The sequence below is a fragment of the Cellvibrio chitinivorans genome (assembly GCF_035117775.1).
Taxonomy (GTDB): Bacteria; Pseudomonadota; Gammaproteobacteria; order Pseudomonadales; family Cellvibrionaceae; genus Cellvibrio; species Cellvibrio chitinivorans.
In genome coordinates, this window is sequence record NZ_JAYKKN010000001.1 from 1,390,360 (window position 1) to 1,413,065 (window position 22,706).

The 22,706-nt window shown below is 50.4% G+C and carries 25 protein-coding genes; 10 read left to right on the plus strand and 15 right to left on the minus strand.

What is annotated here, in order from left to right:
* The first annotated feature begins 76 nt into the window (after positions 1 to 76).
* On the plus strand, positions 77 to 763 hold the full coding sequence (locus SPL68_RS05845) for a phosphatase PAP2 family protein (protein WP_323814138.1): 687 nt from the start codon (positions 77 to 79) through the stop codon (positions 761 to 763).
* A 31-nt stretch (positions 764 to 794) separates the two neighbouring features.
* On the opposite strand, the gene SPL68_RS05850 is transcribed toward SPL68_RS05845, so the two are convergent.
* A complete protein-coding gene (locus SPL68_RS05850; protein WP_323814139.1) occupies positions 795 to 1,058 on the minus strand; it encodes a hypothetical protein in 264 nt (87 codons plus the stop codon).
* A 291-nt stretch (positions 1,059 to 1,349) separates the two neighbouring features.
* On the opposite strand from SPL68_RS05850, the gene SPL68_RS05855 reads away from it, so the two are divergent.
* From SPL68_RS05855 to SPL68_RS05875, 5 genes are all read left to right on the plus strand, one after another.
* Positions 1,350 to 3,353, plus strand: a complete 2,004-nt coding sequence (locus tag SPL68_RS05855) for a sialate O-acetylesterase (RefSeq protein WP_323814140.1) — start codon at positions 1,350 to 1,352, stop codon at positions 3,351 to 3,353.
* 196 nt (positions 3,354 to 3,549) lie between these two features.
* The gene (locus SPL68_RS05860) at positions 3,550 to 4,854 is read left to right on the plus strand and encodes a TIGR03862 family flavoprotein (RefSeq protein WP_323814141.1); all 1,305 of its coding nucleotides are present in this window, start codon (positions 3,550 to 3,552) and stop codon (positions 4,852 to 4,854) included.
* Complete coding sequence (locus SPL68_RS05865; protein ID WP_323814142.1) at positions 4,851 to 6,152, plus strand: glycosyltransferase; 1,302 nt, start codon at positions 4,851 to 4,853, stop codon at positions 6,150 to 6,152. The genes SPL68_RS05860 and SPL68_RS05865 overlap by 4 nt, the downstream gene beginning before the upstream one ends.
* Before the next feature lie 26 nt (positions 6,153 to 6,178).
* Positions 6,179 to 6,637, plus strand: coding sequence for a CYTH domain-containing protein (locus SPL68_RS05870; protein ID WP_323814143.1), 459 nt, complete (start codon positions 6,179 to 6,181; stop codon positions 6,635 to 6,637).
* 175 nt (positions 6,638 to 6,812) lie between these two features.
* Complete coding sequence (locus SPL68_RS05875) at positions 6,813 to 7,022, plus strand: DUF2061 domain-containing protein (protein WP_323814144.1); 210 nt, start codon at positions 6,813 to 6,815, stop codon at positions 7,020 to 7,022.
* Between the two features lie 94 nt (positions 7,023 to 7,116).
* Here SPL68_RS05875 and tatC read toward each other — a convergent pair whose 3' ends face one another.
* Genes tatC through SPL68_RS05910 form a run of 7 tightly spaced genes read right to left on the minus strand, consistent with a single transcriptional unit; the run spans position 7,117 to position 11,550 of the window.
* Positions 7,117 to 7,893 carry a twin-arginine translocase subunit TatC gene (gene tatC, locus SPL68_RS05880; RefSeq protein WP_323814145.1) on the minus strand — a complete coding sequence of 259 codons (777 nt, stop codon included), beginning with the start codon at positions 7,891 to 7,893 and terminating at the stop codon, positions 7,117 to 7,119.
* Positions 7,894 to 7,899: 6 nt separating this feature from the next.
* Positions 7,900 to 8,340 carry a Sec-independent protein translocase protein TatB gene (gene tatB / locus SPL68_RS05885; protein ID WP_323814146.1) on the minus strand — a complete coding sequence of 147 codons (441 nt, stop codon included), beginning with the start codon at positions 8,338 to 8,340 and terminating at the stop codon, positions 7,900 to 7,902.
* Between the two features lie 3 nt (positions 8,341 to 8,343).
* Positions 8,344 to 8,592, minus strand: coding sequence for a twin-arginine translocase TatA/TatE family subunit (gene tatA, locus SPL68_RS05890; RefSeq protein ID WP_323814147.1), 249 nt, complete (start codon positions 8,590 to 8,592; stop codon positions 8,344 to 8,346).
* Positions 8,593 to 8,623: 31 nt separating this feature from the next.
* A complete protein-coding gene (locus SPL68_RS05895) occupies positions 8,624 to 8,962 on the minus strand; it encodes a phosphoribosyl-ATP diphosphatase (protein ID WP_323814148.1) in 339 nt (112 codons plus the stop codon).
* Positions 8,963 to 8,989: 27 nt separating this feature from the next.
* The gene (gene hisI, locus SPL68_RS05900) at positions 8,990 to 9,379 is read right to left on the minus strand and encodes a phosphoribosyl-AMP cyclohydrolase (protein ID WP_323814149.1); all 390 of its coding nucleotides are present in this window, start codon (positions 9,377 to 9,379) and stop codon (positions 8,990 to 8,992) included.
* An 18-nt stretch (positions 9,380 to 9,397) separates the two neighbouring features.
* Positions 9,398 to 10,267 (minus strand): aldo/keto reductase, encoded by an 870-nt coding sequence (locus SPL68_RS05905; protein WP_323814150.1) that lies wholly within the window; start codon positions 10,265 to 10,267, stop codon positions 9,398 to 9,400.
* On the minus strand, positions 10,264 to 11,550 hold the full coding sequence (locus SPL68_RS05910) for an FAD-dependent oxidoreductase (RefSeq protein WP_323814151.1): 1,287 nt from the start codon (positions 11,548 to 11,550) through the stop codon (positions 10,264 to 10,266). Before SPL68_RS05910 ends, SPL68_RS05905 begins: the two co-directional genes overlap by 4 nt.
* A 141-nt stretch (positions 11,551 to 11,691) precedes the next feature.
* Between SPL68_RS05910 and SPL68_RS05915 the strand changes: the two genes are divergently transcribed.
* Positions 11,692 to 12,594, plus strand: coding sequence for an SDR family oxidoreductase (locus SPL68_RS05915; RefSeq protein WP_323814152.1), 903 nt, complete (start codon positions 11,692 to 11,694; stop codon positions 12,592 to 12,594).
* An 87-nt stretch (positions 12,595 to 12,681) separates the two neighbouring features.
* Here the strand turns inward: SPL68_RS05915 and fabB are convergent, their stop codons facing one another.
* The 4 genes from fabB to SPL68_RS05935 all read right to left on the minus strand — a co-directional run bounded on the left by fabB (position 12,682) and on the right by SPL68_RS05935 (position 16,556).
* Entirely contained in the window at positions 12,682 to 13,893 is a 1,212-nt protein-coding gene (gene fabB / locus SPL68_RS05920; protein WP_323814153.1) for a beta-ketoacyl-ACP synthase I, read from the minus strand.
* Positions 13,894 to 14,034: 141 nt separating this feature from the next.
* Positions 14,035 to 14,559, minus strand: a complete 525-nt coding sequence (gene fabA, locus SPL68_RS05925) for a 3-hydroxyacyl-[acyl-carrier-protein] dehydratase FabA (RefSeq protein ID WP_323814154.1) — start codon at positions 14,557 to 14,559, stop codon at positions 14,035 to 14,037.
* Positions 14,560 to 14,719: 160 nt separating this feature from the next.
* Positions 14,720 to 15,682 (minus strand): polyprenyl synthetase family protein, encoded by a 963-nt coding sequence (locus SPL68_RS05930; protein ID WP_323814155.1) that lies wholly within the window; start codon positions 15,680 to 15,682, stop codon positions 14,720 to 14,722.
* Between the two features lie 85 nt (positions 15,683 to 15,767).
* Entirely contained in the window at positions 15,768 to 16,556 is a 789-nt protein-coding gene (locus SPL68_RS05935; protein ID WP_323814156.1) for a 4'-phosphopantetheinyl transferase family protein, read from the minus strand.
* A gap of 140 nt (positions 16,557 to 16,696) precedes the next feature.
* Here SPL68_RS05935 and SPL68_RS05940 point away from each other — a divergent pair, with 140 nt between their 5' ends.
* Positions 16,697 to 17,194, plus strand: a complete 498-nt coding sequence (locus SPL68_RS05940; protein WP_323814157.1) for an FKBP-type peptidyl-prolyl cis-trans isomerase — start codon at positions 16,697 to 16,699, stop codon at positions 17,192 to 17,194.
* A gap of 198 nt (positions 17,195 to 17,392) precedes the next feature.
* Entirely contained in the window at positions 17,393 to 18,604 is a 1,212-nt protein-coding gene (locus SPL68_RS05945; RefSeq protein ID WP_323814158.1) for a DUF5009 domain-containing protein, read from the plus strand.
* A gap of 172 nt (positions 18,605 to 18,776) precedes the next feature.
* Here SPL68_RS05945 and dkgB read toward each other — a convergent pair whose 3' ends face one another.
* Both dkgB and SPL68_RS05955 read right to left on the minus strand, forming a co-directional pair.
* On the minus strand, positions 18,777 to 19,592 hold the full coding sequence (gene dkgB / locus SPL68_RS05950) for a 2,5-didehydrogluconate reductase DkgB (protein WP_323814159.1): 816 nt from the start codon (positions 19,590 to 19,592) through the stop codon (positions 18,777 to 18,779).
* Between the two features lie 30 nt (positions 19,593 to 19,622).
* Positions 19,623 to 20,834, minus strand: a complete 1,212-nt coding sequence (locus tag SPL68_RS05955; RefSeq protein ID WP_323814160.1) for an MFS transporter — start codon at positions 20,832 to 20,834, stop codon at positions 19,623 to 19,625.
* 96 nt (positions 20,835 to 20,930) lie between these two features.
* On the opposite strand from SPL68_RS05955, the gene SPL68_RS05960 reads away from it, so the two are divergent.
* The gene (locus tag SPL68_RS05960; RefSeq protein ID WP_323814161.1) at positions 20,931 to 21,818 is read left to right on the plus strand and encodes a LysR substrate-binding domain-containing protein; all 888 of its coding nucleotides are present in this window, start codon (positions 20,931 to 20,933) and stop codon (positions 21,816 to 21,818) included.
* A 56-nt stretch (positions 21,819 to 21,874) separates the two neighbouring features.
* Here SPL68_RS05960 and SPL68_RS05965 read toward each other — a convergent pair whose 3' ends face one another.
* A complete protein-coding gene (locus tag SPL68_RS05965) occupies positions 21,875 to 22,516 on the minus strand; it encodes a TetR/AcrR family transcriptional regulator (RefSeq protein WP_323814162.1) in 642 nt (213 codons plus the stop codon).
* Positions 22,517 to 22,706: the final 190 nt, after the last annotated feature.

Here is a 22,706-nt window from a genome sequence, read left to right on the forward strand (position 1 = left end):
TGGGGATTGGTGAGTTGTGTTGGTTTTATGAAATTTGTCACAATGCAGCCATTATTGGTGCAAGCAAAGAGTGAGTATGAAGTTGTCGCATAAGGTTGAATTGATTGCAGTTGTATTGATCGCGATTGGATTAATTGTTGGCGGTGCTGCACTGCATTTTTCAGTTGATCTTAATCATTCCTTTTTTCTTTATATCAATTCTGTTTTTCCCAATGGTTATTTGTGGCGTGCGATCACTACCCTTGGCGATGGTGCGGCGGCGGGTTGTTTGTTTTATGTGTTGTTTCGCACCCACAATGATTTTTTAGTAAAAGGTTTGGCTGGTGCAGTGGTGGGGACGATTGCATCGCAAGGGTTAAAAAAAGTATTTGAAGTGGCACGCCCGGAATACACGGCTGATTTTAAGGGCACTTTTCATTTTCTGGCGCAGACAATGGCGGAAACTAATTACTCTATGCCGTCGGGGCATACGCTTACTGCGTTTTTGATGGGCACATTTATTTTCTTGAGTGTGAAGTTGAATGTTCTTGCAAAAATAATGATTGTGATCGCTATGGTCGCTGTTGGTATTTCACGTATTGCGCTGGGCGTGCATTGGCCGGCGGATGTTTTGGCGGGAGCGGGGTTAGGAGTGTTAATCGGGCTTGGCAGTGCGGCGCTGCCGGTTTCTATCCACAACAAGCACGCAATAACCTGTGTGCATTTGTTGTATCTATCATTTGCGGTGGTGCTTGTTTATCAATACGCGCGCCTGTTGTTTTAAAGATGAATAGTTTTCATCAGCGCGTACAAACTTAATCGCTGCCGCCATCAGTGCTATCAGTAACGTCTCGGTTGCTGTGTTTGTCATTAATCAGGTAGGTGCTTCCTCTATCATCAGTACCATTGCTCGCAATGTTTTTCTGATGTGCTCGCCGAAGCAACCAAAGAATAAACGTGAGTGTTGCTGCCGCAAACAGCAGTGGAAATAATACGCCGGTTATAGCACTGGTTGATTGAATGTCGCTTAGCAAAAACGACACTAGCATGATGCTGATTATTAGAGCGGGTCTGCGCATATGGGGTCCTTGCTTCCTGCAGAGGAGGCGACAAAGGTTCGCTGGGGGAATCCTGAGGTCAGCGCGAGTATTGCTTATTTTTGCGACAAAGGAAATTACTTTGTATTACTAATTGATGCGCGAAGGCAGTATTACTGCCAAAAGCAAAACTCGTATAAATAAATCATAACTTGAGTAATTAAAACGTTCCTGTTCATCGTCATTGGTGCTGATAAGGTTTTCATTTGTCTGGTATACAAGTATATTGGTTGCTCGGATCATTCCATTTATAACCATAAAAAGTGATTGCTTATGAGAACTCTACAAAATACTTATGCTCGGCTTTTCGGTGCATCAACTTGGCTCCCCTGTTTACTGCTTGTTCTGCTCGCCTCTCCGGCATTTGCCGATGCATCCCTTCCTCGGTTGTTAAGCGATGGTGCGATTCTCCAGCGCGATAAGCCTCTGACTATTTGGGGCTGGGCCGATGAGGGGGAAAAAGTTACCGTCAGTTTTGCGGGTAAGACAAAATCGACCCAGGCAAAAGATGGCCGTTGGTCGGTGAGTTTTCCTGCATTTAAAGCGGGTGGGCCTTACGAGTTGCTGGTGAAGGGCAACAATGAAATTAAACGCAGCAATATTTTAATGGGCGACTTATGGATAGCTGCCGGTCAATCCAATATGGAGCTGCCGCTCAATCGCGTGAAGTATCAGTATCCCGGGTTAATCGAATCCACCAATCAGCCCAATATTCGCGAATTTAATGTTCCCGTCGCTTATGCCTTTAATGGCCCGTTGCAGGATTACACCCAGGGGCAGTGGAAAACCGCAACGCCGGAAAATATGGCAAGCTTTTCTGCGGTAGGGTTTTTCTTTATGCAAAAGCTTCACGCTGAAAATAATGTGCCTATCGGGTTGGTAACAATTCCTGTAGGTGGTTCGCCTGCGCAAGCTTGGGTGAGTGAGTCTGTGTTGGAAAAATATCCGCATTATCAACAGCAATTGCAGCCATTTAAAAACGCAGCGCATGTGCAAGAAACTATCGCAAAAGATAAAGCCAATAGCGATAAATGGTATGCGAATTTGGCCGCTGCTGATCTGGGCATAAAAAATAATTGGCAACAGGAAAAATTAAACACTGCAGATTGGAACAGCCTACAAGTTCCCGGCTTTTTAAAAGAGCAGGCACAAAACCAGGCAGATAAAGATTTCACTAATGGTGCTTTATGGGTGCGCAAAACTATTAACTTGACTGCTGCGCAGGCCGCAAAAAAAGCCATGCTTTGGTTGGGCTGTATTGTGGATGGCGATCAGGTGTATGTTAATGGCCAGCTGGTTGGGCAGACGGGCTATATGTATCCGCCGCGCATTTATGCAGTGCCAGAGGGCGTGTTAAAAGCGGGCGAAAATACTATCGCCATCCGTATTACCAGCTATTCAGCGAACCCCGGTTTTGTAAAAGATAAACGCTACGCGCTCTTGTTGGGTGAAACCACGGTAGCGAATCGAATGCTGGGTGATGAAAGCATCGATCTAAAAGGTGAGTGGAAATATAAAATTGCGGCGCGGGTCGATGGCATGCAACCTGGTACGACTTTGCATTATTTGCCATCGTCTTTGTTTAACGCGAAATTGGCGCCGGCGCTGCCGTTAAAAATCAAAGGTGTTATTTGGTATCAAGGTGAGTCCAATGTCGCCAAGGCTGATGAATATCAACAATTGTTTAGCGATTTAATTGTGGATTGGCGCGCGCAATTTAAGCAGGGCGACTTCCCGTTTATTTTTGCGCAGTTGGCGAATTTTTTACCGGCACAGTCGCAGCCGTCTGAAAGTGGTTGGGCGCAATTGCGCGAAGCGCAGCGCAAAACCTTGGCATTAAAAAATACTGCTATGGCGGTGGCGATTGATGTAGGCGAGTGGAACGATATTCACCCGTTAAATAAACAGGCCGTGGGTGAGCGTTTGGCGCTGGGGGCGATGAAGTTGGCTTACGGTAAAAAATCGCTGTTGGCTTCTGGGCCTAGTCTGAAAAAAGTCAGTGTTAAGGGCAATAAGCTGGTATTGAGTTTTGCGGATGTGGGCAAAGGTTTGCAGGCTGTGGGTGGCGATTTACAGCAAATCGCGCTTGCGGGTGCAGATAAGAAGTTTGTCTGGGCCAAGGCGGAAGTTAAAAAGGATAAGGTGATTGTGTGGGCAGATACTATCAGCGAGCCGAAATATGTGCGTTATGCCTGGGCGGATAACCCTGCGGGGGCAAATCTGTATAATAGCGCCGGTCTGCCTGCATCGCCGTTTGAGGCCAGTGTTAGCCCCTAGTTTCGATTCCGCCTGATGGACACCGGCGCTCTCTCTGAGACTCGCCGTAAATCCATCCATGGAGGCTCATTGCCCGCGTCCTTGCGGGCAACGGTCTCAGAGAGAGTGCCGGAATCCATCCGGCTCACAATGTGCCAATAAAAAAAATGCCGATGCAGAATTAATTTCTCATCGGCATTTTTTTGTGAACCCTATTGTGAATCAACTCGATATTTTTGATCTCCCTCCGCAAAAAACCGTAGCGATTATCGGTGGTGGCCCCGCAGGTTTAATGGCGGCGGAAGTGATTGCGTCTGCTGGCCATGCGGTATCGGTTTACGATGCTATGCCCTCTGTCGGGCGCAAATTTTTATTGGCTGGTGTGGGCGGAATGAATATCACCCATGCTGAACCCAAAGCGGATTTTCTCTCGCGCTACACCGCAAACAATCAATTCACCAATAGCTTGAATGCGTTTGATGCGGATGCGCTGCGCAATTGGGTGCATGGCTTGGGGATTGAAACTTTTGTGGGTACTTCGGGGCGGGTATTTCCCAAAGAGATGAAAGCAGCTCCACTGTTGCGCGCATGGTTGCATCGCTTGCGTGAGTTGGGGGTAAAAATTTATCCGCGTCACCACTGGCTCGGGTGGGATGAAAATAAATGTCTGCTTTTCTCTGCGCATGAATCTGCACATGAAGAAGGCGCGACCATAACCAAAGCCATCGCTGCGGATGCAGTCTTGTTGGCGTTAGGCGGTGCCAGTTGGCAGCGTTTGGGTTCCGATGGCGCTTGGGTGCCGCTGCTGCGCGAGTTGGATGTGCAGGTGAATGAGCTGGTGCCGAGTAATTGTGGGTTTGATGCGCAGTGGAGCGAGTTATTGCGCGAGCAGTTTTCCGGCGAGCCACTGCACGGTGTTGGTTTGAGTTGTGTTGATGCGCAGGGGCGCACGCGCAGTATTTTGTCCGAGGCGATTATCAGTGCTTATGGCATTGAAGGCACCGGAATTTATGCGCTCTCAAAAGAGTTGCGTGAACAAATCGAGCAGCAGGGCTCGGCGATATTGAATATCGATCTGCTGCCAGATTTATCGCTGGAAAAAATTATTCAGCGTTTGAATAAGCCGCGCGAGAAAAACTCCATGAGTAATTTTTTGCGCAAGCAATTAAATCTCTCGCCAGTAAAAGTAGCGTTGTTGCGTGAACTGACGGCCAAAAATACTTACGAAAAAACCGAACTCTTGGCGCGCGCGATTAAAAAGCTGTCGCTGACCTTAACCGCGACTCGCCCGATTGATGAAGCTATCAGCAGTGCGGGTGGTGTCATCGCCAAAGAGTTGGATAGCGTGTTTATGCTGAAAAAGTTGCCCGGCGTTTTTTGCGCGGGCGAAATGCTGGATTGGGACGCGCCAACCGGCGGCTATCTGCTTACGGGCTGTTTTGCGTCTGGCCGTACTGCGGGGCAGGGCGTAGTGAATTATCTAAAAGCTACTCCAAGCGGCCGCCAAAAGAGCAAGCGATGAAAACAGTATTAGTCATAGGTTACGTCTGGCCTGAGCCAAAATCCTCTGCGGCGGGAACACGCATGTTGGAGTTGGTGCAGCTGTTTTTGCAGATGCAATGTGATGTCACTTTTGCATCGGCAGCGGCGCTATCCGAGCATCGTTTTGATTTGCCGGCATTAGGCGTTGCAGAAAAAGCCATAGCGTTAAATTGCAGTAGCTTTGATGAATTTGTGCGCGAGCTAAAACCGGATTTGGTGTTGTTTGACCGCTTTTTTACTGAAGAACAATTTGGTTGGCGTGTTGCACAAACTTGCCCGCAAGCGTTGCGTATTCTCGACACAGAAGATTTTCACAGCCTGCGCCATGCGCGCCAGCAGTTTTTAAAAGCAGAGCAAAAACACTGCGCGTCTGAAAAGGAAAAACAATCTGTCGGTGTAGTCACTGCAGATGCAGCGACCTTGTATGAGCAGATGTGCTCGCAGGATATGGCGCTGCGTGAAGTGGCGGCGATTTTTCGTTGCGACTTGTCGCTAATGATTTCCGAGGTTGAAATCTCGCTGCTGCAAGATTATTTTTCTGTACCTGCGCAGTTATTGTTTTATTGTCCATTTTTATCGCAGCCAGAAATCGATACGACTTCTACACCGAATTTTTCGGCGCGACAAAACTTTATCGCCATCGGCAATTTCCGCCATGAACCCAATTGGGATTCAGTGCTCTGGCTTAAACATCAATTGTGGCCATTGATTCGCGCACAAATGTCTGCGGTGGGGATGTCTCAAGTCGAGCTGCATATTTATGGCGCTTATCCGCCACCAAAAGCGACGCAATTACATAATCCCAAAGAAGGTTTTCACATCAAAGGCTGGGCGGAGAATGCGCAAGCGGTGATGCAATCTGCGCGCGTTTGTCTTGCACCCTTGCGGTTTGGAGCGGGTATTAAAGGTAAGTTGATGGATGCGATGCACTGCGGTACGCCATCGATCACCACCAGTATCGGTGCTGAATCCATGTGTGGCGATTTGCCTTGGGCGGGCGCTGTTGCTGGCACTGCCGAAGAGTTTGCAGCGGCGGCGGTTACGAATTATCACAATGAACATCTGTGGCAACAAAAACAGCAACAGGGCTTTGCGATTCTACGCGATTATTTTTATCGCGAAGACTATGCCGCTAATTTGAAACAGCGCCTATTGATGCTGGAAGAAAATGTAGCTTGTGAGCGTAGCAAAAATTTTATCGGCCAAATGCTCCGCCATCACTCACTCAAAAGTACCCAGTACATGGGGCAATGGATTGAAGCGAAAAACCGGAATTAACATTTTCTTCGTTTTGGAATTACGCAATGGCAATTGAAATCGAACGCAAATTTTTAGTACAGGGCGATGCCTGGCGCGCGGCGCCGGCGGTGTTTTATTCGCAGGGTTATTTGAATCGCGATAAGGCGCGTACAGTGCGAGTGCGCATCGCGGGCGATGAGGCGTTTCTTACCATCAAAGGGCAATCGATAGGTGCGAGCCGCGTAGAGTTTGAATATGCAATTCCACTGGCAGATGCACGCGAATTATTGGCCTTGTGCGAACAGCCGCTGATTGAGAAATATCGCCGCAAAATTGCCTATGGAGGCTTCATCTGGGAGGTGGATGAGTTTTTGGGGGAGAATTTGGGATTGGTAGTCGCGGAAATTGAGATACCTGCGGAAGATACCTTGTTCACGCGTCCGGCTTGGGTAAGTGAGGAGGTGACGAGTGACGCGCGCTACTTTAACTCCAATCTCGCCAAACACCCGTTCTCTCAGTGGTAAGTGGCAGCCTCTCGTTAGTAAAAGACAGAGAATCTTTAAATAGCTATTTTCTATTAGGTTTATTCACTCAATTTTCTTTGATAATGATTATCGCTTGTCTAGTATGGGCACATGGGCTGAGCGCAAGAGCGTAGATCAGCCGCCCAAATAGGCATAAGCAAGCGAGGATTAGATCATGGCAAAGACCGCAACATTCGCAGCAGTTCACTTCAGCGTGGCTTTCTCCGTAGGCTATGCCTTGACCGGTAGCGTGGTTATCGGCGGCACTATGGCGTTGGTTGAGCCAGCAATTAATACGGTCGCTTTCTACTTTCACGAATTGGGCTGGAAGCGTTTTGAGGAAAATAAAACGGTGTTGCAGGAGGCGTTAGCCAACAGCGTTTAAGGGATCACTTGATCCCTAACAAAACGGCCTGACTTGTAATCCTTTTGGGAGTCAAATCAGGCCGTTTTTTATTGGCGCGAATTTTATCGATCGACTAGCTGTGCTGATTTTCGTCTTGTTCTGTAGTTTGATCACGTTCTTCGCTGCGCTTTTTAACCATGCGGCCAAAAAATAACCCTGCTTCAAACAGCATCCACATGGGAATGGCGAGCATAGCTTGGGAGAAAATATCTGGCGGGGTGAGCAGCATTCCAATAAAAAAGCAGCCAACCACTATGTAGCGACGCTTCTCGGCCAAGCCTTCAGGGGTGACAACACCGGCGTGGATCAGCAATACAGTTGCCACTGGAATCTCAAATGCAAATCCAAACGCGAAGAACATGTGCAGCACCAAATCCAGATACTTGGTGATGTCGGTCATGGTGCTTACGCCTTCCAGCTCAATGCCCATCGTAAAATTAAACAGCATGGGTAGAACTAAAAAGTACGCAAAGGCCATACCGGCAAAAAACAGCAGCACACTGGAAATCAGCAGTGGTATCGCCAATTGTTGCTCATGTTTATAAAGGCCGGGAGCGATAAATGCCCAAATCTGATAGAGGATAAAGGGCACCGCCAAAAACATCGCCAGATAGAACGTCAGCTTGAGCGGCGTTAAAAAAGGCGAGATGACATCGGTGGCGATCATATGGGTGCCGACCGGCAGTACCGCTTGCAAGGGCGCGGAGATGATGCCGTAAATATCGGTCGCAAATGGAAACAGGCAGACAAATACCGCCAGCAAAAAATACACAATATGCAGCAAGCGGGTGCGCAGCTCGATCAAATGCTGCACCAGCGGCTGCTCTTTATCCTGAGGTGATTGGTTCATGTGGGCTTAGTGGCCTGTACCGGATTGCGCACTGGTGTTGGCATTGGTTGTGGTGGTATTTGTGGTGCTGGTCGACGGCTGCGCCGCTTGCTCTGCTTCATGGGCGTGATTCGGCAGCTCATCCGGCGGGCCATAATCTTTGGCGCTGGGTGCTGGTGTGCTGGCTGGAGCTGCTGTAATCGCCGCCTCGGATTCACGCATGGTCTGCTCAATCCGCAAACGCGCTTCTTCAAGGTTTTGCATCACTTCTTCATTGTGCAGTTGGCGGCGAATGTCATCCGCGCCTATCTGCCGCTCAATTTCCTGGCGAGTATCGCGCAGGCTGCGTTTTAAGCGGCCAATCCACAAACCGACAGTGCGCACAGTGCCGGGCAGTTGCTCGGGGCCGATCACCACCAGCGCAACCACCATACACACCAGCAGTTCGGTAAAACCTATATCAAACACGGTTTAAACCTTGGTGTTGTTTTGATCAACTTTATCGCCCGTAGGTGTGGCGGTAGTGCTTTTCTGATCAATGATTTTTTGCGCTTCAGCTTCATCTTTCTGCGCTTCTTCATTGTTCATCGAGCTTTTGAAGCCTTTGATCATGCTGCCCAGATCGCTGCCCAAACTGCGCAGGCGCTTGGTGCCGAACAGCATTACCACGATTGCCAGAACGATAAGGAGTTGCCAAATACTGATGCCGCTGAGACCCATGATGATTTCCTCGCAAATAAAGTAGTGATTGTTATTTGGTTGTGCGTGCAGCTTTTTCGTCGTGACCCGAGACGTTAAAGCGGCGCGCTAATTCGTTTAATACTGCATCGGCATTTTCGCCGAGGTGCGACAGCATCACCAAACTATGGAACCACAAATCGGCGGTTTCATAGATAAGGTCAGAGTTGTCGCCGCTGGCTTGGGCATCCTTCGCGGCCAAAATCGTTTCGGTGCATTCCTCACCGACTTTTTCCAAAATCTTGTTCAGCCCTTTTTGATGGAGGCTGGCAACGTAGGAGGTTTCAGCGCCCGCGTTGTTTTTGCGCGCTTCGAGAATTTCCGTCAGTTGCTGGAGAATATCGTTACTCATAAATGTCGTGTTCTTGCTGATACAGAATTAGTGCTGGTGATAAATGTCGGCCGGATCTTTCAGAACCGGTTCTACAGTCTGCCATTCGCCGTCTTTTAATACGCGATAAAAGCAGGACTCCCTGCCGGTATGACAGGCTATGCCGCCGAGTTGTTCCACCATCAGGACGACTACGTCCTCGTCGCAATCGAGGCGGATTTCATACAATTTCTGAATGTGGCCGGAGCTTTCGCCCTTGTGCCATAGCTTGTTGCGCGAGCGCGACCAGTAGACTGCCTCGCCGCGCTCGGCAGAAAGTTGCAGTGACTCGCGATTCATCCAGGCCATCATCAAAATGCGGCCGGTTTTGGCATCTTGCGCAATCGCCGGAACCAAACCGTCGCTGTTCCAATTTACTGTGTCTAACCAATTGCTCATATTTTGTCCGGTAGGATTTTACGCTCTATTTTGTGCGCGCAGTGCTTTTATTAGATTGGCACGCAAATGTTGCATATTGACGGTGCCAACTACGGCACTGGTGACCCCGGTGGGCGCATAGGCAAAATTGAATGCGCGCTGGATGGGGTCTTGTTCCTGATCTTGTGACTGCTCAGAGTCGTCCGTGGCGTGAATTGCAGCCTGAGCGCGAGGCGCATCATGGCAGATATGGCCGCTTGCGAGAACCTTTTTTAGCAGCACGCCTGTGCCTTGTTGCGCAGATTTTGCGATTACCGGCGCCTCATCTGTGTAATCGGCGTGGTACATCAACATCACCGCATCGCAGACCTCGGCAGCGAGTAGCCCGCCCTCTAGGGTTTTGCTGGATATGCCCAACGCGCGAATCCAGCCTTCCTGCTTGAGTTGCTGCAAGGTTTGCAGGGCGCCGCTGTTGAGCAGTATGTCCAGATCATTGCCATCGGAGTGGATCATCACCAAATCCAGATAGTCGGTGCGCAGGCGGCGCAGCGAGCGCTCTACACTCATGCGGGTGTGTTTGGCGCTGAAATCAAAGCGGGACACGCCTTCATCTGAAAACTTGCTCGCCTCAAACTCTTCGCCGACTTTGGTGGAGATCACCCAATCTTTACGCTCCTTTCGTAGCAAATCCCCCAGTCGCTCCTCGCTGTAGCCGTAAGAAGGGGCGGTATCGAGGTAATTCACGCCCATGTCGCGTGCGCAGGCGAGTAGCTCGCGCAGCTGTTCATCGTTGGGGAGTGAAAAGGGTTGTGGATATTTCAGGCTTTGGGTGCGGCCGAATTTGACGGTGCCCAAGCCAAAAGTGCTGATCTCGACGTCCGTGTGGCCGAGGCGTTTGCGCGGCATCATTCTTGGTTGTCCTCATCGGGTTCGCGAAAGCGCAGTGCTAGTGCCTCTTCCGCATTCATCGCCGGTGGAAATGCCAGTTCCCAAGGTGTTTTGGCTAGTTCGGCGTAGGCGAGATAATCGTGTAAATGAAAATTTTGTGTGTTGGATGACGGCTGAATGCCCGCAGCTTGCAGCATGTCCAGTGCCTGGTTGGCGAGATTGGGTGCCAGCGTCAGTTTGGTCGGCCAGCCGACCAGTAGGTTATTAACCCCTTGAGCGGGGGCGATAAAGGCGTTGTCCGGGCGTGCAAAATTGGGTTGCAGCGGCTCGGCGCGATCCACCGGCAAGGTTGCCCATTCAGCGCCTTCAAGGTTAATCCAGGGGATAAGTTCGCTCAGCTCCAGCTTGGCCTGTTCGATCAGGTCTTCCGCTGTCATGCGCGCGCCTTTTTCCGCAAGGCTGCCACCCAGATACCACACATGCGCGCCATCAGGCAGGCGGTGGCTGGAGATGGTCAGGCGCGGTGTTGTCTCGCGTCCGAGGCAGTGGCCGTAAAAATCGAACGGGTGCTGATGCTTCACCATCACCTGTTGCAATGGGCGCAGCTGCATGGCCGGGCTTGTCAGTTCCAGTTGTTGTAGAAGTTCAGCGTTGCCTTTTCCGGCAGTAAAGACAAAGCGTTGGGCGTGGATGATAAGCGGCTGCTCTGGCGTATCAATTGATAAGCTCACAGTGCCGTCATCGCCTTTGAGCAGTTGCGCCTGCGACCAATCGATCTGAAAGCAATTGCCTTCGATGTTGTGGGCGAGGTTGGTGACCAGACTGGGCGCGTCTATGACTATGTCTTCCAGCCGATACAGACTGCCGCTGAAATCCTTGTTGCGCAGCAGCGGCGGGCGGCGGTCATCGGGTACAGATTCAACCCGGCCACGCGTGATTTTGCTGGCGAAGAAGCTGGTGAGTTTGCTGCCCAAGTCATCGCCCGACCACATAAAAAAGTGATCGCTGAGAATGCGGGTGTGGCGCAAGTTGACATCGCCTTCGCCGCACAGACAGGCGCGCCAGTGTTTGGGCATGTCGGCGATGGCTTCGGAGGCGCCGGTAAGAGCGCCAGCAAGGGTGTATTTCATGCCGCCGTGGATCATGCCTTGAGATGCCAGCGTTTGGTCGCTGCCGAGCGCTTTGCTTTCAAATAATGCGAATTTATAGCCAGCATTTTTGATGCGATTGGCCAACCACAGCCCAGCAATGCCGCCGCCAATAATGGCTAGATCGAGATAAATATTCAGCGGGGGTTGGCGCATAGGGAGGTTGATTCCTTCCAATTGGGTGGTTGCGGATTTAAGCGGCGCGCAGTATACGGTTTTCCGCCTCGATTTGCCCTTGCAGTGGCAGCGGGTTCTACTGCTAATATGCAGGAAAATTTTACGGGTATGCAGAGCACAATGTCATTCAAGTTATTGTTAACCGATGTAATTTCTCCTTTAGGCAAGGCGCTGGAGCACGAGTTGGAGCGCGAGCCATTCAAGTTGCTGGCGCCTTCGGCTGCTGATCTGGATTGGTCGGATGAACAGAGTCTGCGCGCCTATTTCACCAAGCATCAGCCGGATTTGATTATCAACTGTCGCGGTTGGGAGGAGGCCTTCCAAGCCGGTGGGCAGTCAACTTTGGTGGAAACAGTGCGCCAGCTTGCGCAAGTCTGTACCGACACATCGATTACAGAGAAGGCGATTCCAGTTATTCACTTGTCGAGTTACAGCGTATTTGGCGGTGATAGCCGGGGAACGCACAGCGAGAAAGACCATGTCGCGCCGATCAATGACACCGGGCGCGCGTTTGTGGAATCGGAGCGATTGATTGCAGAAGCTTGCCCCAAGCACATCATTCTGCGCTTGAGTTGGGTGATAGGTGCTTATGGTGACAATCTGCTGACTCGCTTGCTCGGCTCCTTTTTGGCAGGTGCCTCAGTGAGTGTGAATCGCCATTTACGTGGTGCACCTACCTCACTGTCCGATGCGGCGCGGGTGGCAGTTGCCATGGCCAAGCAAATCAACTGTGGCGCCGATAATTGGGGTGTGATGCACTATTGCAGCAGCGATGCTTGCACCGAGGACGAGTTTGCCGAACATTTATTGCAATTACTAATCCAGCAGCAACTCCTCACCGCCGAACCCAGTCTTACCCTTGAAGATAGCGAACCCTTTGACGAACCCCTCAGTGCCATTCTCGGCTGCCGCCGCGCGCGCGACTACTTCGGCATACAGGCGCGCTCTTGGCGCCCGAGCTTATTGCCCTTGGTGAAACAGTGGCTGCATCAGCGGCAACAGGTTCAGGCGTCAGAGGTCTAATGTGAATAGCTAAGTGTTCATTCGAAAATAAAAAACCGCGAGGCGCTGGTGCGGCTCGCGGTTTTTTTATGGCTATTTCAACGATGCTTAGATGCGTTGGAACACCAGTGTAGCGTTGGTGCCGCCAAAGCCGAAGCTGTTAGACATAACGCGGTTTAATTTCACGTCGTCCTGGCGCTTGAGCACAATTGGCATGCCTTCGGCTTCTGGATCGAGAGTCTCGATGTTGGCTGATGCGCAGATAAAATCGTTTTCCATCATCAGCAGGCTGTAAATCGCCTCTTGTACGCCGGTAGCGCCAAGGCTGTGGCCGGTGAGGGATTTGGTAGAGCTGATGGCGGGGATGTTGCTGCCAAAGGTTTCTTTAATCGCGCGCAACTCAGCCAAGTCACCGACAGGAGTCGAGGTGCCGTGGGAGTTGATGTAGTCGATGTCGCCTTCAACAGTAGACAGTGCCTGCTTCATGCAGCGCACCGCGCCTTCACCTGACGGAGCAACCATGTCGTAGCCATCGGAAGTGGCGCCGTAACCAACGATCTCAGCGTAAATTTTCGCGCCGCGCGCTTTGGCGTGTTCGTACTCTTCAATCACCAAGCAGCCGCCACCGCCTGCGATTACAAAACCATCGCGGTTGGCATCGTAAGCGCGTGAAGCCTGGTCAGGGGTTTCGTTGTATTTGGTAGAGAGTGCACCCATCGCATCAAACAATGCGGTCAGGGTCCAATGCTCTTCTTCACCGCCGCCGGCAAATACGATGTCTTGTTTGCCGAGCTGGATTTGCTCAAGAGCTACACCAACGCAGTGGGCGCTGGTCGCACAGGCAGAGGAAATTGAGTAGTTAACGCCTTTGATTTTGAACGGAGTCGCCAAACATGCAGAGGTGGTAGAGCCCATGGTTTGGGTTACACGATAAGGGCCAACACGCTTCAGACCTTTCTCGCGCAGAATATCGGCAGCCTCAACCAGATTCATGGAAGATGCACCGCCGGAACCCATGATGATACCGGTGCGCTCGTTGGAGACTTGCTCTTCGCTCAAGCCTGCATCGGCAATCGCCTGTTGCATGGAGAGGTAAGCGTAAGCGGCGGCATCGCCCATAAAACGAAGAATCTTGCGGTCGATCAGCTCAGACAAATTGATGTCAACGGAACCTGCAACATGGCTGCGAAAGCCTTTCTCTTTATAGGCTTCCTGGAATTTGATACCGGAGCGGCCGGTGCGCAATGCATCCAACACGGCATCTTTATCATTGCCCAGACAGGACACTATGCCCATTCCAGTAACAACAACACGTTTCATAGGTTACCTCATTTGTCTTTAGCTACAGCGCGGGGATCGCGGTTAAGGGCGATCAGACGCAGTTAAAAGGGTGAACATTATGCCACAGGCAGTCAGGTGCTCACCCGCTATCGTTATTTTGGACAGTCGTTTTTTGGATAGTTAGAAACTGTCGGTGTTCTGGAACAGACCTACACGCAGATCGTGAGCGAAGTAAATGTCTTTGCCATCGCAGGATACACGGCCATCGGCGATACCCATAATCAGTTTGCGCTCAATTACACGCTTCAAATTGATGTGGTAGGTGATCTTTTTTGCGGTTGGCAGGATTTGGCCAGTGAACTTGAGTTCGCCACAGCCCAGTGCGCGGCCACGGCCGGGGTTGCCTTTCCAGCCGAGGAAGAAGCCAACCAATTGCCACATGGCATCCAGACCCAAGCAGCCGGGCATTACCGGATCGCCGGGAAAGTGACAGTCGAAGAACCAGAGGTCAGGGCTGATGTCCAGCTCTGCCACTATCTCACCTTTGCCGAATTCGCCGCCGGTGTGGCTGATATGCACAATGCGGTCGAGCATCAACATGTTAGGTTTTGGCAGTTGCGCATTGCCTGGGCCGAACAATTTGCCATCGCCACAGAGAAGCAATTCTTCGCGGCTGTAGGAGCTTTTAGGTTCAAAGGGAGTCATGGAATTTACTCTGCTAGTGATCATTGCGCGCAGGCTGAGCCCGCGCAAAAGTGCGCCATTCTAACCGCTGTGGCTGGCTTGTCCAGTTTAGGGCTAGATGGCTAGTGGTCTGGATGGCGCCGGAAACATCTCGAAGCTTCTGGAAGCGACTAAAACGAAACTAGAAAGTCCGCGCCAGCGAGAACTCGGCCAGCTGTCTCATCGCTTGGGTGTAATGGTTGTCTGGCAATAGTTGCAATTGTTCGAGTGCCAGTTGCACCTGCTGTTTGGCGGAATCCAAAGTGTAGGTCATGCCGCCGGTGGCTTGCACGATTTCCAAAATTGCCGGTAACTGACTGGCATCGCCGTTGCGGATGGCAGTGGCAATCAGCTCTGCCTGGGCCGGAGTTCCGGTGCGCATGGCGTAAATCAGAGGCAGAGTGGGTTTGCCTTCGGCGAGGTCATCGCCCACATTTTTGCCAAGGGTTGCTGCGTCGCCTGTGTAATCCAGTGCATCATCAACCAACTGAAAGGCGATGCCGACATGGCGGCCATAGGCGCGCAGGGCTTCGCGCTGTGCAGCTGTGGTGCCGCATTGTACGGCGGCAACTTCACAGGCGGCGGCAAATAAAATGGCGGTTTTTTTGTCGATCACACGGAAGTAGTTTTCTTCATCGACATTCGGATCTTTGGCATTTACCAGCTGCTGGACTTCACCTTCGGCGATCACATTGGTGGTGTCGCTCAGAATCGCCATCACATCCATATTGCCGATGGCCACCATCATTTGAAATGCACGGGAATAGAGGAAGTCGCCCACCAATACGCTCGGCGCATTGCCCCATTGGGCGTTGGCGGTGGGGCGGCCGCGGCGTAGGTTAGACATATCCACCACGTCGTCATGCAGCAGGGTGGCGGTGTGGATAAATTCGATAATCGCCGCGAGTGATAAATGATCCTTGCCTTTGTAGCCCAATGCATTGGCGGTGAGCAGTACCAGCAGCGGGCGCAGGCGCTTGCCGCCCGCTTCCACCAAATAATGGCCAATGTTTTCAACCAAGCCGACATCGGAATGGAGTTTGTCGATGATAAGTTGGTTGACGGCGCTGAAGTCGTCTTTGACAGCCTGATGGAATGGCAACATGGCGATTCTTTCTTATTCAGTAGTAATGGATAGGGTTCAAGGCAGGAATTTGCAGGCCGCCATGCTAACAGTGACGACGGGCGAGTCAAGAAAAAGCTGGCGTGGCCAAGGCATCAAACCAGCGTACTGCCAACCTGTGTGGTGCGGTATAGGCCAACGCACAGTAGTTGTGCGCACTGTTCTCGTCAGCCGTTAATGTCCACTGGTGAAATTGCCAGTCTGCCTTATCAGTAGCCAGTTCTGCGTCGATCTCAGCCTGAATTTCATCGTTATCGAGCGAGAAATGGATCTTGTCCAAACCAGCAGAAATCCCTGTGCCTGTGGCTTTAAAAAAGGCTTCTTTGAGAGTCCAGAGGCGATAGAAATAGTCGGTTTGCTGATTGCCCGCTAGCGCCTGTAATTGGGCAAATTCTTGCGGGTGATAGTAGCTTTCGGCGATGCCCGCCAAATCACGCTTTCTTTCGGCTGCTTCTATATCGATACCCATTGCGCCGCTTGTCGAAACCGCGAGCACCGCCCAACGACCGCTATGGCTCAAGCTAAAGTGGATATTGCTGTGCGCGAGATAGGGCTTGCCTTTATCGGTGCGCAGTATCTCAACGTCCCGCGCATGTTGGCTCGTGTAGCGCGACAGTACCTTGCGCAGCAACCAGCGGCTGGCGATGTAAGTTTCTTTGCCGCGTACCATTTTTTGCGCGCGCTCCTGCTCATGGCTGCTCATGATCTGCGCCGCCTCGGCAAAATGGGCGGCGGTGAACTGGTTGGTGTCCAGCAGCCACAGGTGCGCCTCAGTACCTGTAGCCATTTCTTTCTGTGCGGATTCGATAGCGACAGAAAAAATCGGTGTTGGCAGAGGGGGGAGAGATATCGACATAAAATGAGATCGGTCGGCAGATGAATTTGCGCATCATACGCTGTTGAGTTTTTGTTTTGCGCCCCTGTGACAAATCAGCGACAATTCGCGCCCTCGAAAAAACCATTTTTAGTAAAACAATCGTCTATTTTGGAGTTGTTATGCAAATCGCTGCCGACAAAGTTGTCAGTTTTCATTACCGTTTAAGCGAAACCGGCGGCGAGCTGCTGGAATCATCCTACGAAACCGATCCAACCCTTTACTTGCACGGCCACAATGGTTTGTTGGCGGCGCTAGAGGCTGCGCTGGAAGGCAAGCAAGCGGGTGACAAAGTCAGCGTCAGCATCACCCCCGAGCAAGGCTACGGCCAGCGTCAGGAAGGTGCGGTGCAGCGTATTCCAATCAAGCACCTGCACGGTCATGAAAAACTGAAAGGCAAAATCAAGCCGGGCATGAAAGTCGCGGTGAATACCCAGCACGGCCCTTGGGATGCCATCGTATTGAAAGTGGGTAAATTCAATGTCGATATCGACAGCAACCATCCATTGGCTGGCAAGAACCTCGACTTCGAATTGGAAGTAGTAGATGTGCGCGATGCGACTGATGAAGAAATCGCTCACGGCCACGCCCACGGCGTTGGTGGTCATCACCACGATTAATATCGAACCGGTTCTGCCCTTAAAAAGCCCGCACTTAGTTGCGGGCTTTTTATTGGGCGCGTGTCAGGCGCGAGCTGTGTAGGGAATTGTAAATCGGAAGGCAACGTTGTCAGATTTGAATTGCGGCTTAAGGCGTCACTCGGTTATCGTGGAATTTCGGTGCTCAAATTAAAACAACATATCCAACAGGCATACACGATGAACAATCCTGCACTTGGCGCTAACCGCGTTTTATCTATCGATGTCTTTCGCGGCATCATTATTTTTACCATGGTGTTTGTGAACGAATTGGCGGGTGTTGCCAATATCCCTCAATGGATGAAACATCTTCCAGCCGATGTTGATGGCATGACCTTTGTCGATCTGGTTTTCCCTGCATTTTTATTTATCGTTGGCATGTCTATTCCCTTTGCTGTTCAAGCGCGCGCAAATAAAGGTGATTCCGCGTTGGCGATTTTTAAACACATCGCCCTGCGCAGTTTTGGCTTGATGGTGATCGGCGTATTTATGGTGAATACCGAATACGGTTTTGACGCGGCGGCGATGAGTATCTCCATGCCCTTGTGGACATTGCTGATGTTTATTTCGGTGCTGTTGATCTGGTCGAATTACCCGCGCACTATTTCCCCGAACATTGCATTGGGGGCGAAGCTGATAGGTGTCGCTGGCTTGGTTGCGCTCTGGTGGTTGTACAAAGGCCCGAACGATACGGGCATGACCACTCAGTGGTGGGGCATCCTCGGGCTGATCGGTTGGGCGTATTTAATTGCGGGCACTTTGTTTTTGATCACGCGCCAATGTGTATCGCCTGTGACGCAATTTTTTACCTTGGCGATTTCGGCGTTGGCATTAATAGCAATTTTTTTTGCGATGGATGCGATAAAGGGCAACTTCTCAGCGGGTCTGTTTATGACCAAAGTCTTTGAGTTGAATTGCAACTACACCCATGCGGCGATAGTGTTGGCGGGCGTGATTCTCTCGCAATTGTTTTACCAGCCGAATTTTGCTGCGAGTAAATTCAAAAACTATCTTATCTTCACTGGAATTGTTGGTGTCTTGGCATTTGCCAGTTGGCAGATATCACCCATATCCAAGATTTGGGCGACACCGAGTTGGGCACTATTCAGCGTGTTCTTTTGTTGTCTGATTTTTGGTTTGGTGTATTGGTTGGTGGATGTAAAACAACAGCGCGCCTGGACCAAATTTTTTGAGCCTTCAGCGACTAACCCGCTGCTGGTTTATATCCTGCCCTACATAATTTTGGCGCTGTGCGGAATTTTCGGTTTCTCACTGCGCCCGGAAATGTTTAATGTGGGGGTGTTGGGGATTCTGTGGAGTTTATTTTTCGCCTGCGTGATTATGGGAATTGGTGCTTTGCTTACGCGTATAGGGTTGCGAGTTAAGTTGTAATTTTTTTGCACGCTACGAAGTTCATCTTGCTGCGTAGCGCGCCTTCCATTAATGCATTTATTTCGAAACCACATAAACCCATCCATGGGGTTCGCATTCGCCATCCATGGCTCAAGCGTTTCGAAACAAATGCATTAATGGAAAGCTTACATAGTGCGCGCTGCGAGAATTTTTAGTCCCACTCAGGCGCAAAGCCCGGGTTTGCAATTCTCTCTCCGTTGTCTAATCCTGCAATCGCGTGCATTTCTTCATCGCTTAATTTGATGTTTGCTGCAAATAAATTGCTCTGTAAATTTTCGCGTTTGGTTGATGACGGAATTACCGCAAACCCTTGTTGTAATGACCAAGCCAAGGCGATTTGCGCGGCAGTGGCATTGTGGGTTTCAGCGATTTTTTGAATCACCGGTTCCTGCATGACCTTGCCATAGGCAAGCGGCATATAGGCGGTGATGTGAATATTTTGCCGTTGTAAAAATTCAACCAATTTGCGGTTTTGCAAAAACGGATGGATTTCAATTTGGTTGGTGGAGATATGTTCAGCACCAATCGCTGCTATCGCTTCTTGCGTATGTTTGATGGTGAAGTTGGATATTCCAATCAACTCGGTTAATCCCTGTTTTTTCGCTTCCAGCAACTGCTCCATATAAACCGCAACTGGAATGTCGTCGTTGGGCGATGGCCAGTGAATCAGTGTCAGATTTACTTTTTCCAGCTGTAGTTTGTGCAGGCTTTCTTTCAGGCTGGCAATGAGTTTTCCTGCGGCTAAATGTTCAGTCCAAATTTTGGTGGTGGCAAATAATTCGCTAGCCGAGACTTTGCTTGCAGCAATTGCACGACCTACATCGGCTTCGTTGTCATAGATTTGTGCGGTATCAATATGGCGATAGCCAAGTTCAATTCCGTTGAAAACTGCATCGAATGCTTGCTGTTCTTTCAGGCGAAAAGTTCCCAAACCAAGCGCAGGAATTTTTGATGTTGAGTTGTTCATAAGTATCTCCAGTAAAAAAGTGGATTGATGTTAATGCGTGCTGATAATCGCGTCGTTTGGCAGCGTGGTGGAAATAGGATTGGTGCGATCAAGTTTGCCGCTCCAGCGTGTCAGTAATATCGCAATCACAACAATAAGTGCACCTACCCAGGGTGTATGTTGCAAGCCCCAGTTATCGACAATTAAACCGCCACCCCATGCACCTAAAGCAATCCCCAGATTAAACGCGGCTATGTTTAAGCCAGATGCAACATCAATGGCGCGTGGTGCGTGATGCCCCGCTTGTTGCACAACATACACCTGCAAGCCGGGCACATTGCCAAACGCAAATGCGCCCCAAATCAACACTGTTGCAATCGCAAGCCAAGGCGTTGATGAAGTAAACGTAAATATCAGTAGCACTAATGCAAGACCCGCAAAAATAATTTGTAGCGCTGCAATCGGGCCTTTTTTATCAGCCAGTTTTCCACCCCAAATATTGCCAGCAACTACTGAGACGCCGTACACCAAAAGTACAAGAGCAATGCTGCCGGAATTCAAACCGGTAATCTGTTCCAAAATCGGCGCGAGAAAAGTAAATGCGATAAAACTGCCGCCATAACCTACGGCAGTCATCGCATATACCAACAGCAAACGCGGTTGTTTTAATACCTGCAGTTGTTGCAAGACCGATGCAGGTTGCGAGTGCTGCAAATTGCGCGGAATAAAAAGCAAGCTGGCAAAAAAAGCGATTACTCCAAGTGCCGCGACCGCTAAAAATGTTGCGCGCCAGCCAAAGTGTTGGCCGATAAAAGTGCCCAGCGGAACGCCAGTCACCAAGGCGACAGTCAAACCGGAAAACATAATCGCAATGGCGCTTGCGGCTTTATCTTTTGCGACCAAATTAGTCGCAATGGTTGCGCCAATCGAAAAGAAAACGCCGTGAGCAAGCCCCGTTAAAATCCGCGCAAGCACTAGCGATTCATAACCCGGCGCCTGCCATGCGACAAGGTTACCCAGCGTGAATAACAGCATCAGGCCAAGTAGCAATAATTTGCGCAGCAATTTGCCGGTAAGTGCAGTCAGTAGCGGCGCGCCTACAGCGACACCGAGTGCGTAGAGGCTGACGAGCAAACCGGCAGAAGGCAGGCTCACGTTCAAATCACTGGCGATAGTTGGTATCAGGCCGACAATGACAAACTCAGTAGTGCCTATGGCAAAGGCGCTAACGGTTAGCGCCAGTAAGGCTATGGGGATACGCATAAATAAGTCCTCAGTAGATGATGGCGCTATTGTCCCCAAGTGACCTTTGCAGAAAAACAGGTGTATCTGCATAAGATTTTTGAATAAAATTCAATAATGAAAACAACTCTCGATGAAATGCAGGTATTTGTGGCTGTGGTGGATAGCGGTTCCATCACCGCCGCAGCCGATAGCCTTGGGCAAACCGTCTCGGCGATTAGCCGTGCGCTTGGGCGCTTGGAAGAAAAGTTAGAGGTGACGCTATTGCGCCGCACGACCCGACGCTTGGAGTTGACCGAAGAAGGGCAGGTGTTTCTTGCGCAGGCATGCAAGATCATTAATGCGGTTGAAGATGCGGAAGAGCAAATGCAAATTCGCCGCAATCAGCCATCGGGATTGTTGCGTGTGAATGCGGCATCGCCGTTTATGTTGCATGTATTGGTGCCACTGGTGCGTGGCTTTCGCGAGCGCTATCCCGATATCGAATTGGAATTAAATACTAACGATCAGATTATTGATCTGTTGGAGCATCGCACCGACATCGCGATTCGCCACGGCGCCTTGAATGATTCGAGTCTGCATGCGCGCCCATTAATGACGAATCGTTTGCGTGTGCTTGCAAGTCCCGCTTATTTACGCGAGTACGGCGAGCCGCAATCGGTGGAGGAATTATCCCGGCATCGCCTACTGGGTTTTACGCGCCCGGAATCGCTCAATGCATGGCCATTGCGCAACGTACAGGGCGATAGATTTGTAATTGCGCCGAGTGTGTGGGCGTCAAGCGGAGAAACGCTGCGGCAATTGGCGTTGATTGGCGAGGGAATTGTTTGTCTGTCCGATTTTATGACGCGAATTGATCGACAAACTGGAAATTTGGTGCAGGTTTTAGTGGCAGATACGGTGGAAGTCTTGCAGCCGGTCAATGCGGTTTACTACCGAAATACTGCGCTTTCATCGCGTATTTCGTGTTTTTTGGATTATGTGAGTGAGCACATCGGCGATTGAAAAATCAATTGCTCGTTTTAATCGCCGCTAAAAATTATAAAAAAAATAATAGCAATTTAATTTTCTGCAGTGCACGGCCATGTAGGTTTTGCACTAAACCAAAATTCCGGTTTTAAACCGAGAATACGATAAATCCCCTCTGGCAAATCGCGTTTAATGTTGCTGATATTGCGTGTGACGCGTGCGTGCATAATTGCCCCTTGCACATATTGCTGCATAAGGCGCGCGAGCTGTTCCGGGTCTTTGGCTTCTTGTAAATAATTGTTGCTCAGCAAGCTGCGCACCAGTGCCAAATTGTATTTGGCGCTGCGCTCAGTCATAAGTTGTAGGGTGCTGCTAATGCGATTTTCGCCACAGCCAGCCTGCATTCCAGCGGTAAAAAACGCGCAGCCGGGTACGTTGTCTTTGTCTTCGCCAATCTTGTTAATAAAAATAAATTGCAGCCAGTTTTCCAGTTGCTCAAGTGGGCTGTTAATGGGCGAAAAAATGCAATCCAGATCCTGCCGAATTTCTTCCCAGTAATGATTAGTCGCTTCGCAAAACAGTTCTGCCTTGGACTCAAAGTGATGATAAAAGCTGCCCTTGGTGACGCCTGCTTCTTTGCAGATTTCATTTACGCCGACTGAGTCGTAATTGCTTTTCCAGATCAGCCCTAAGGCGGTTTCCAGTAACAGTGTGCGGGTGTCGGGGGTGCTCATAAGCGGGTTTCTCTATCATGCGTTATGGTTATTATGATACCGGGCGGTATGTTTTTCAATCACGTATAGCCCCATCAAACCCCGGTATGATCGATATTTGCTGTGATGCAAAAAGGGACTGCAGCTCTAAAGTCACTGATTTTATTGGTTTTTCCGTATTTGCTCGCACAGCCGAACGGACTGCTCAATC

What these genes read in the sequence shown, in the direction of transcription:
- SPL68_RS05845 (WP_323814138.1), top strand. Translation starts at nt 77, where the DNA reads ATGAAGTTGTCGCATAAGGTTGAATTGATTGCAGTTGTATTGATCGCG.
- SPL68_RS05850 (WP_323814139.1), bottom strand. Translation starts at nt 1,058, where the DNA reads ATGCGCAGACCCGCTCTAATAATCAGCATCATGCTAGTGTCGTTTTTG.
- SPL68_RS05855 (WP_323814140.1), top strand. Translation starts at nt 1,350, where the DNA reads ATGAGAACTCTACAAAATACTTATGCTCGGCTTTTCGGTGCATCAACT.
- SPL68_RS05865 (WP_323814142.1), top strand. Translation starts at nt 4,851, where the DNA reads ATGAAAACAGTATTAGTCATAGGTTACGTCTGGCCTGAGCCAAAATCC.
- SPL68_RS05870 (WP_323814143.1), top strand. Translation starts at nt 6,179, where the DNA reads ATGGCAATTGAAATCGAACGCAAATTTTTAGTACAGGGCGATGCCTGG.
- SPL68_RS05875 (WP_323814144.1), top strand. Translation starts at nt 6,813, where the DNA reads ATGGCAAAGACCGCAACATTCGCAGCAGTTCACTTCAGCGTGGCTTTC.
- tatC (WP_323814145.1), bottom strand. Translation starts at nt 7,893, where the DNA reads ATGAACCAATCACCTCAGGATAAAGAGCAGCCGCTGGTGCAGCATTTG.
- tatA (WP_323814147.1), bottom strand. Translation starts at nt 8,592, where the DNA reads ATGGGTCTCAGCGGCATCAGTATTTGGCAACTCCTTATCGTTCTGGCA.
- SPL68_RS05895 (WP_323814148.1), bottom strand. Translation starts at nt 8,962, where the DNA reads ATGAGTAACGATATTCTCCAGCAACTGACGGAAATTCTCGAAGCGCGC.
- hisI (WP_323814149.1), bottom strand. Translation starts at nt 9,379, where the DNA reads ATGAGCAATTGGTTAGACACAGTAAATTGGAACAGCGACGGTTTGGTT.
- SPL68_RS05905 (WP_323814150.1), bottom strand. Translation starts at nt 10,267, where the DNA reads ATGATGCCGCGCAAACGCCTCGGCCACACGGACGTCGAGATCAGCACT.
- SPL68_RS05910 (WP_323814151.1), bottom strand. Translation starts at nt 11,550, where the DNA reads ATGCGCCAACCCCCGCTGAATATTTATCTCGATCTAGCCATTATTGGC.
- SPL68_RS05915 (WP_323814152.1), top strand. Translation starts at nt 11,692, where the DNA reads ATGTCATTCAAGTTATTGTTAACCGATGTAATTTCTCCTTTAGGCAAG.
- fabB (WP_323814153.1), bottom strand. Translation starts at nt 13,893, where the DNA reads ATGAAACGTGTTGTTGTTACTGGAATGGGCATAGTGTCCTGTCTGGGC.
- fabA (WP_323814154.1), bottom strand. Translation starts at nt 14,559, where the DNA reads ATGACTCCCTTTGAACCTAAAAGCTCCTACAGCCGCGAAGAATTGCTT.
- SPL68_RS05930 (WP_323814155.1), bottom strand. Translation starts at nt 15,682, where the DNA reads ATGTTGCCATTCCATCAGGCTGTCAAAGACGACTTCAGCGCCGTCAAC.
- SPL68_RS05935 (WP_323814156.1), bottom strand. Translation starts at nt 16,556, where the DNA reads ATGTCGATATCTCTCCCCCCTCTGCCAACACCGATTTTTTCTGTCGCT.
- SPL68_RS05940 (WP_323814157.1), top strand. Translation starts at nt 16,697, where the DNA reads ATGCAAATCGCTGCCGACAAAGTTGTCAGTTTTCATTACCGTTTAAGC.
- SPL68_RS05945 (WP_323814158.1), top strand. Translation starts at nt 17,393, where the DNA reads ATGAACAATCCTGCACTTGGCGCTAACCGCGTTTTATCTATCGATGTC.
- dkgB (WP_323814159.1), bottom strand. Translation starts at nt 19,592, where the DNA reads ATGAACAACTCAACATCAAAAATTCCTGCGCTTGGTTTGGGAACTTTT.
- SPL68_RS05955 (WP_323814160.1), bottom strand. Translation starts at nt 20,834, where the DNA reads ATGCGTATCCCCATAGCCTTACTGGCGCTAACCGTTAGCGCCTTTGCC.
- SPL68_RS05960 (WP_323814161.1), top strand. Translation starts at nt 20,931, where the DNA reads ATGAAAACAACTCTCGATGAAATGCAGGTATTTGTGGCTGTGGTGGAT.
- SPL68_RS05965 (WP_323814162.1), bottom strand. Translation starts at nt 22,516, where the DNA reads ATGAGCACCCCCGACACCCGCACACTGTTACTGGAAACCGCCTTAGGG.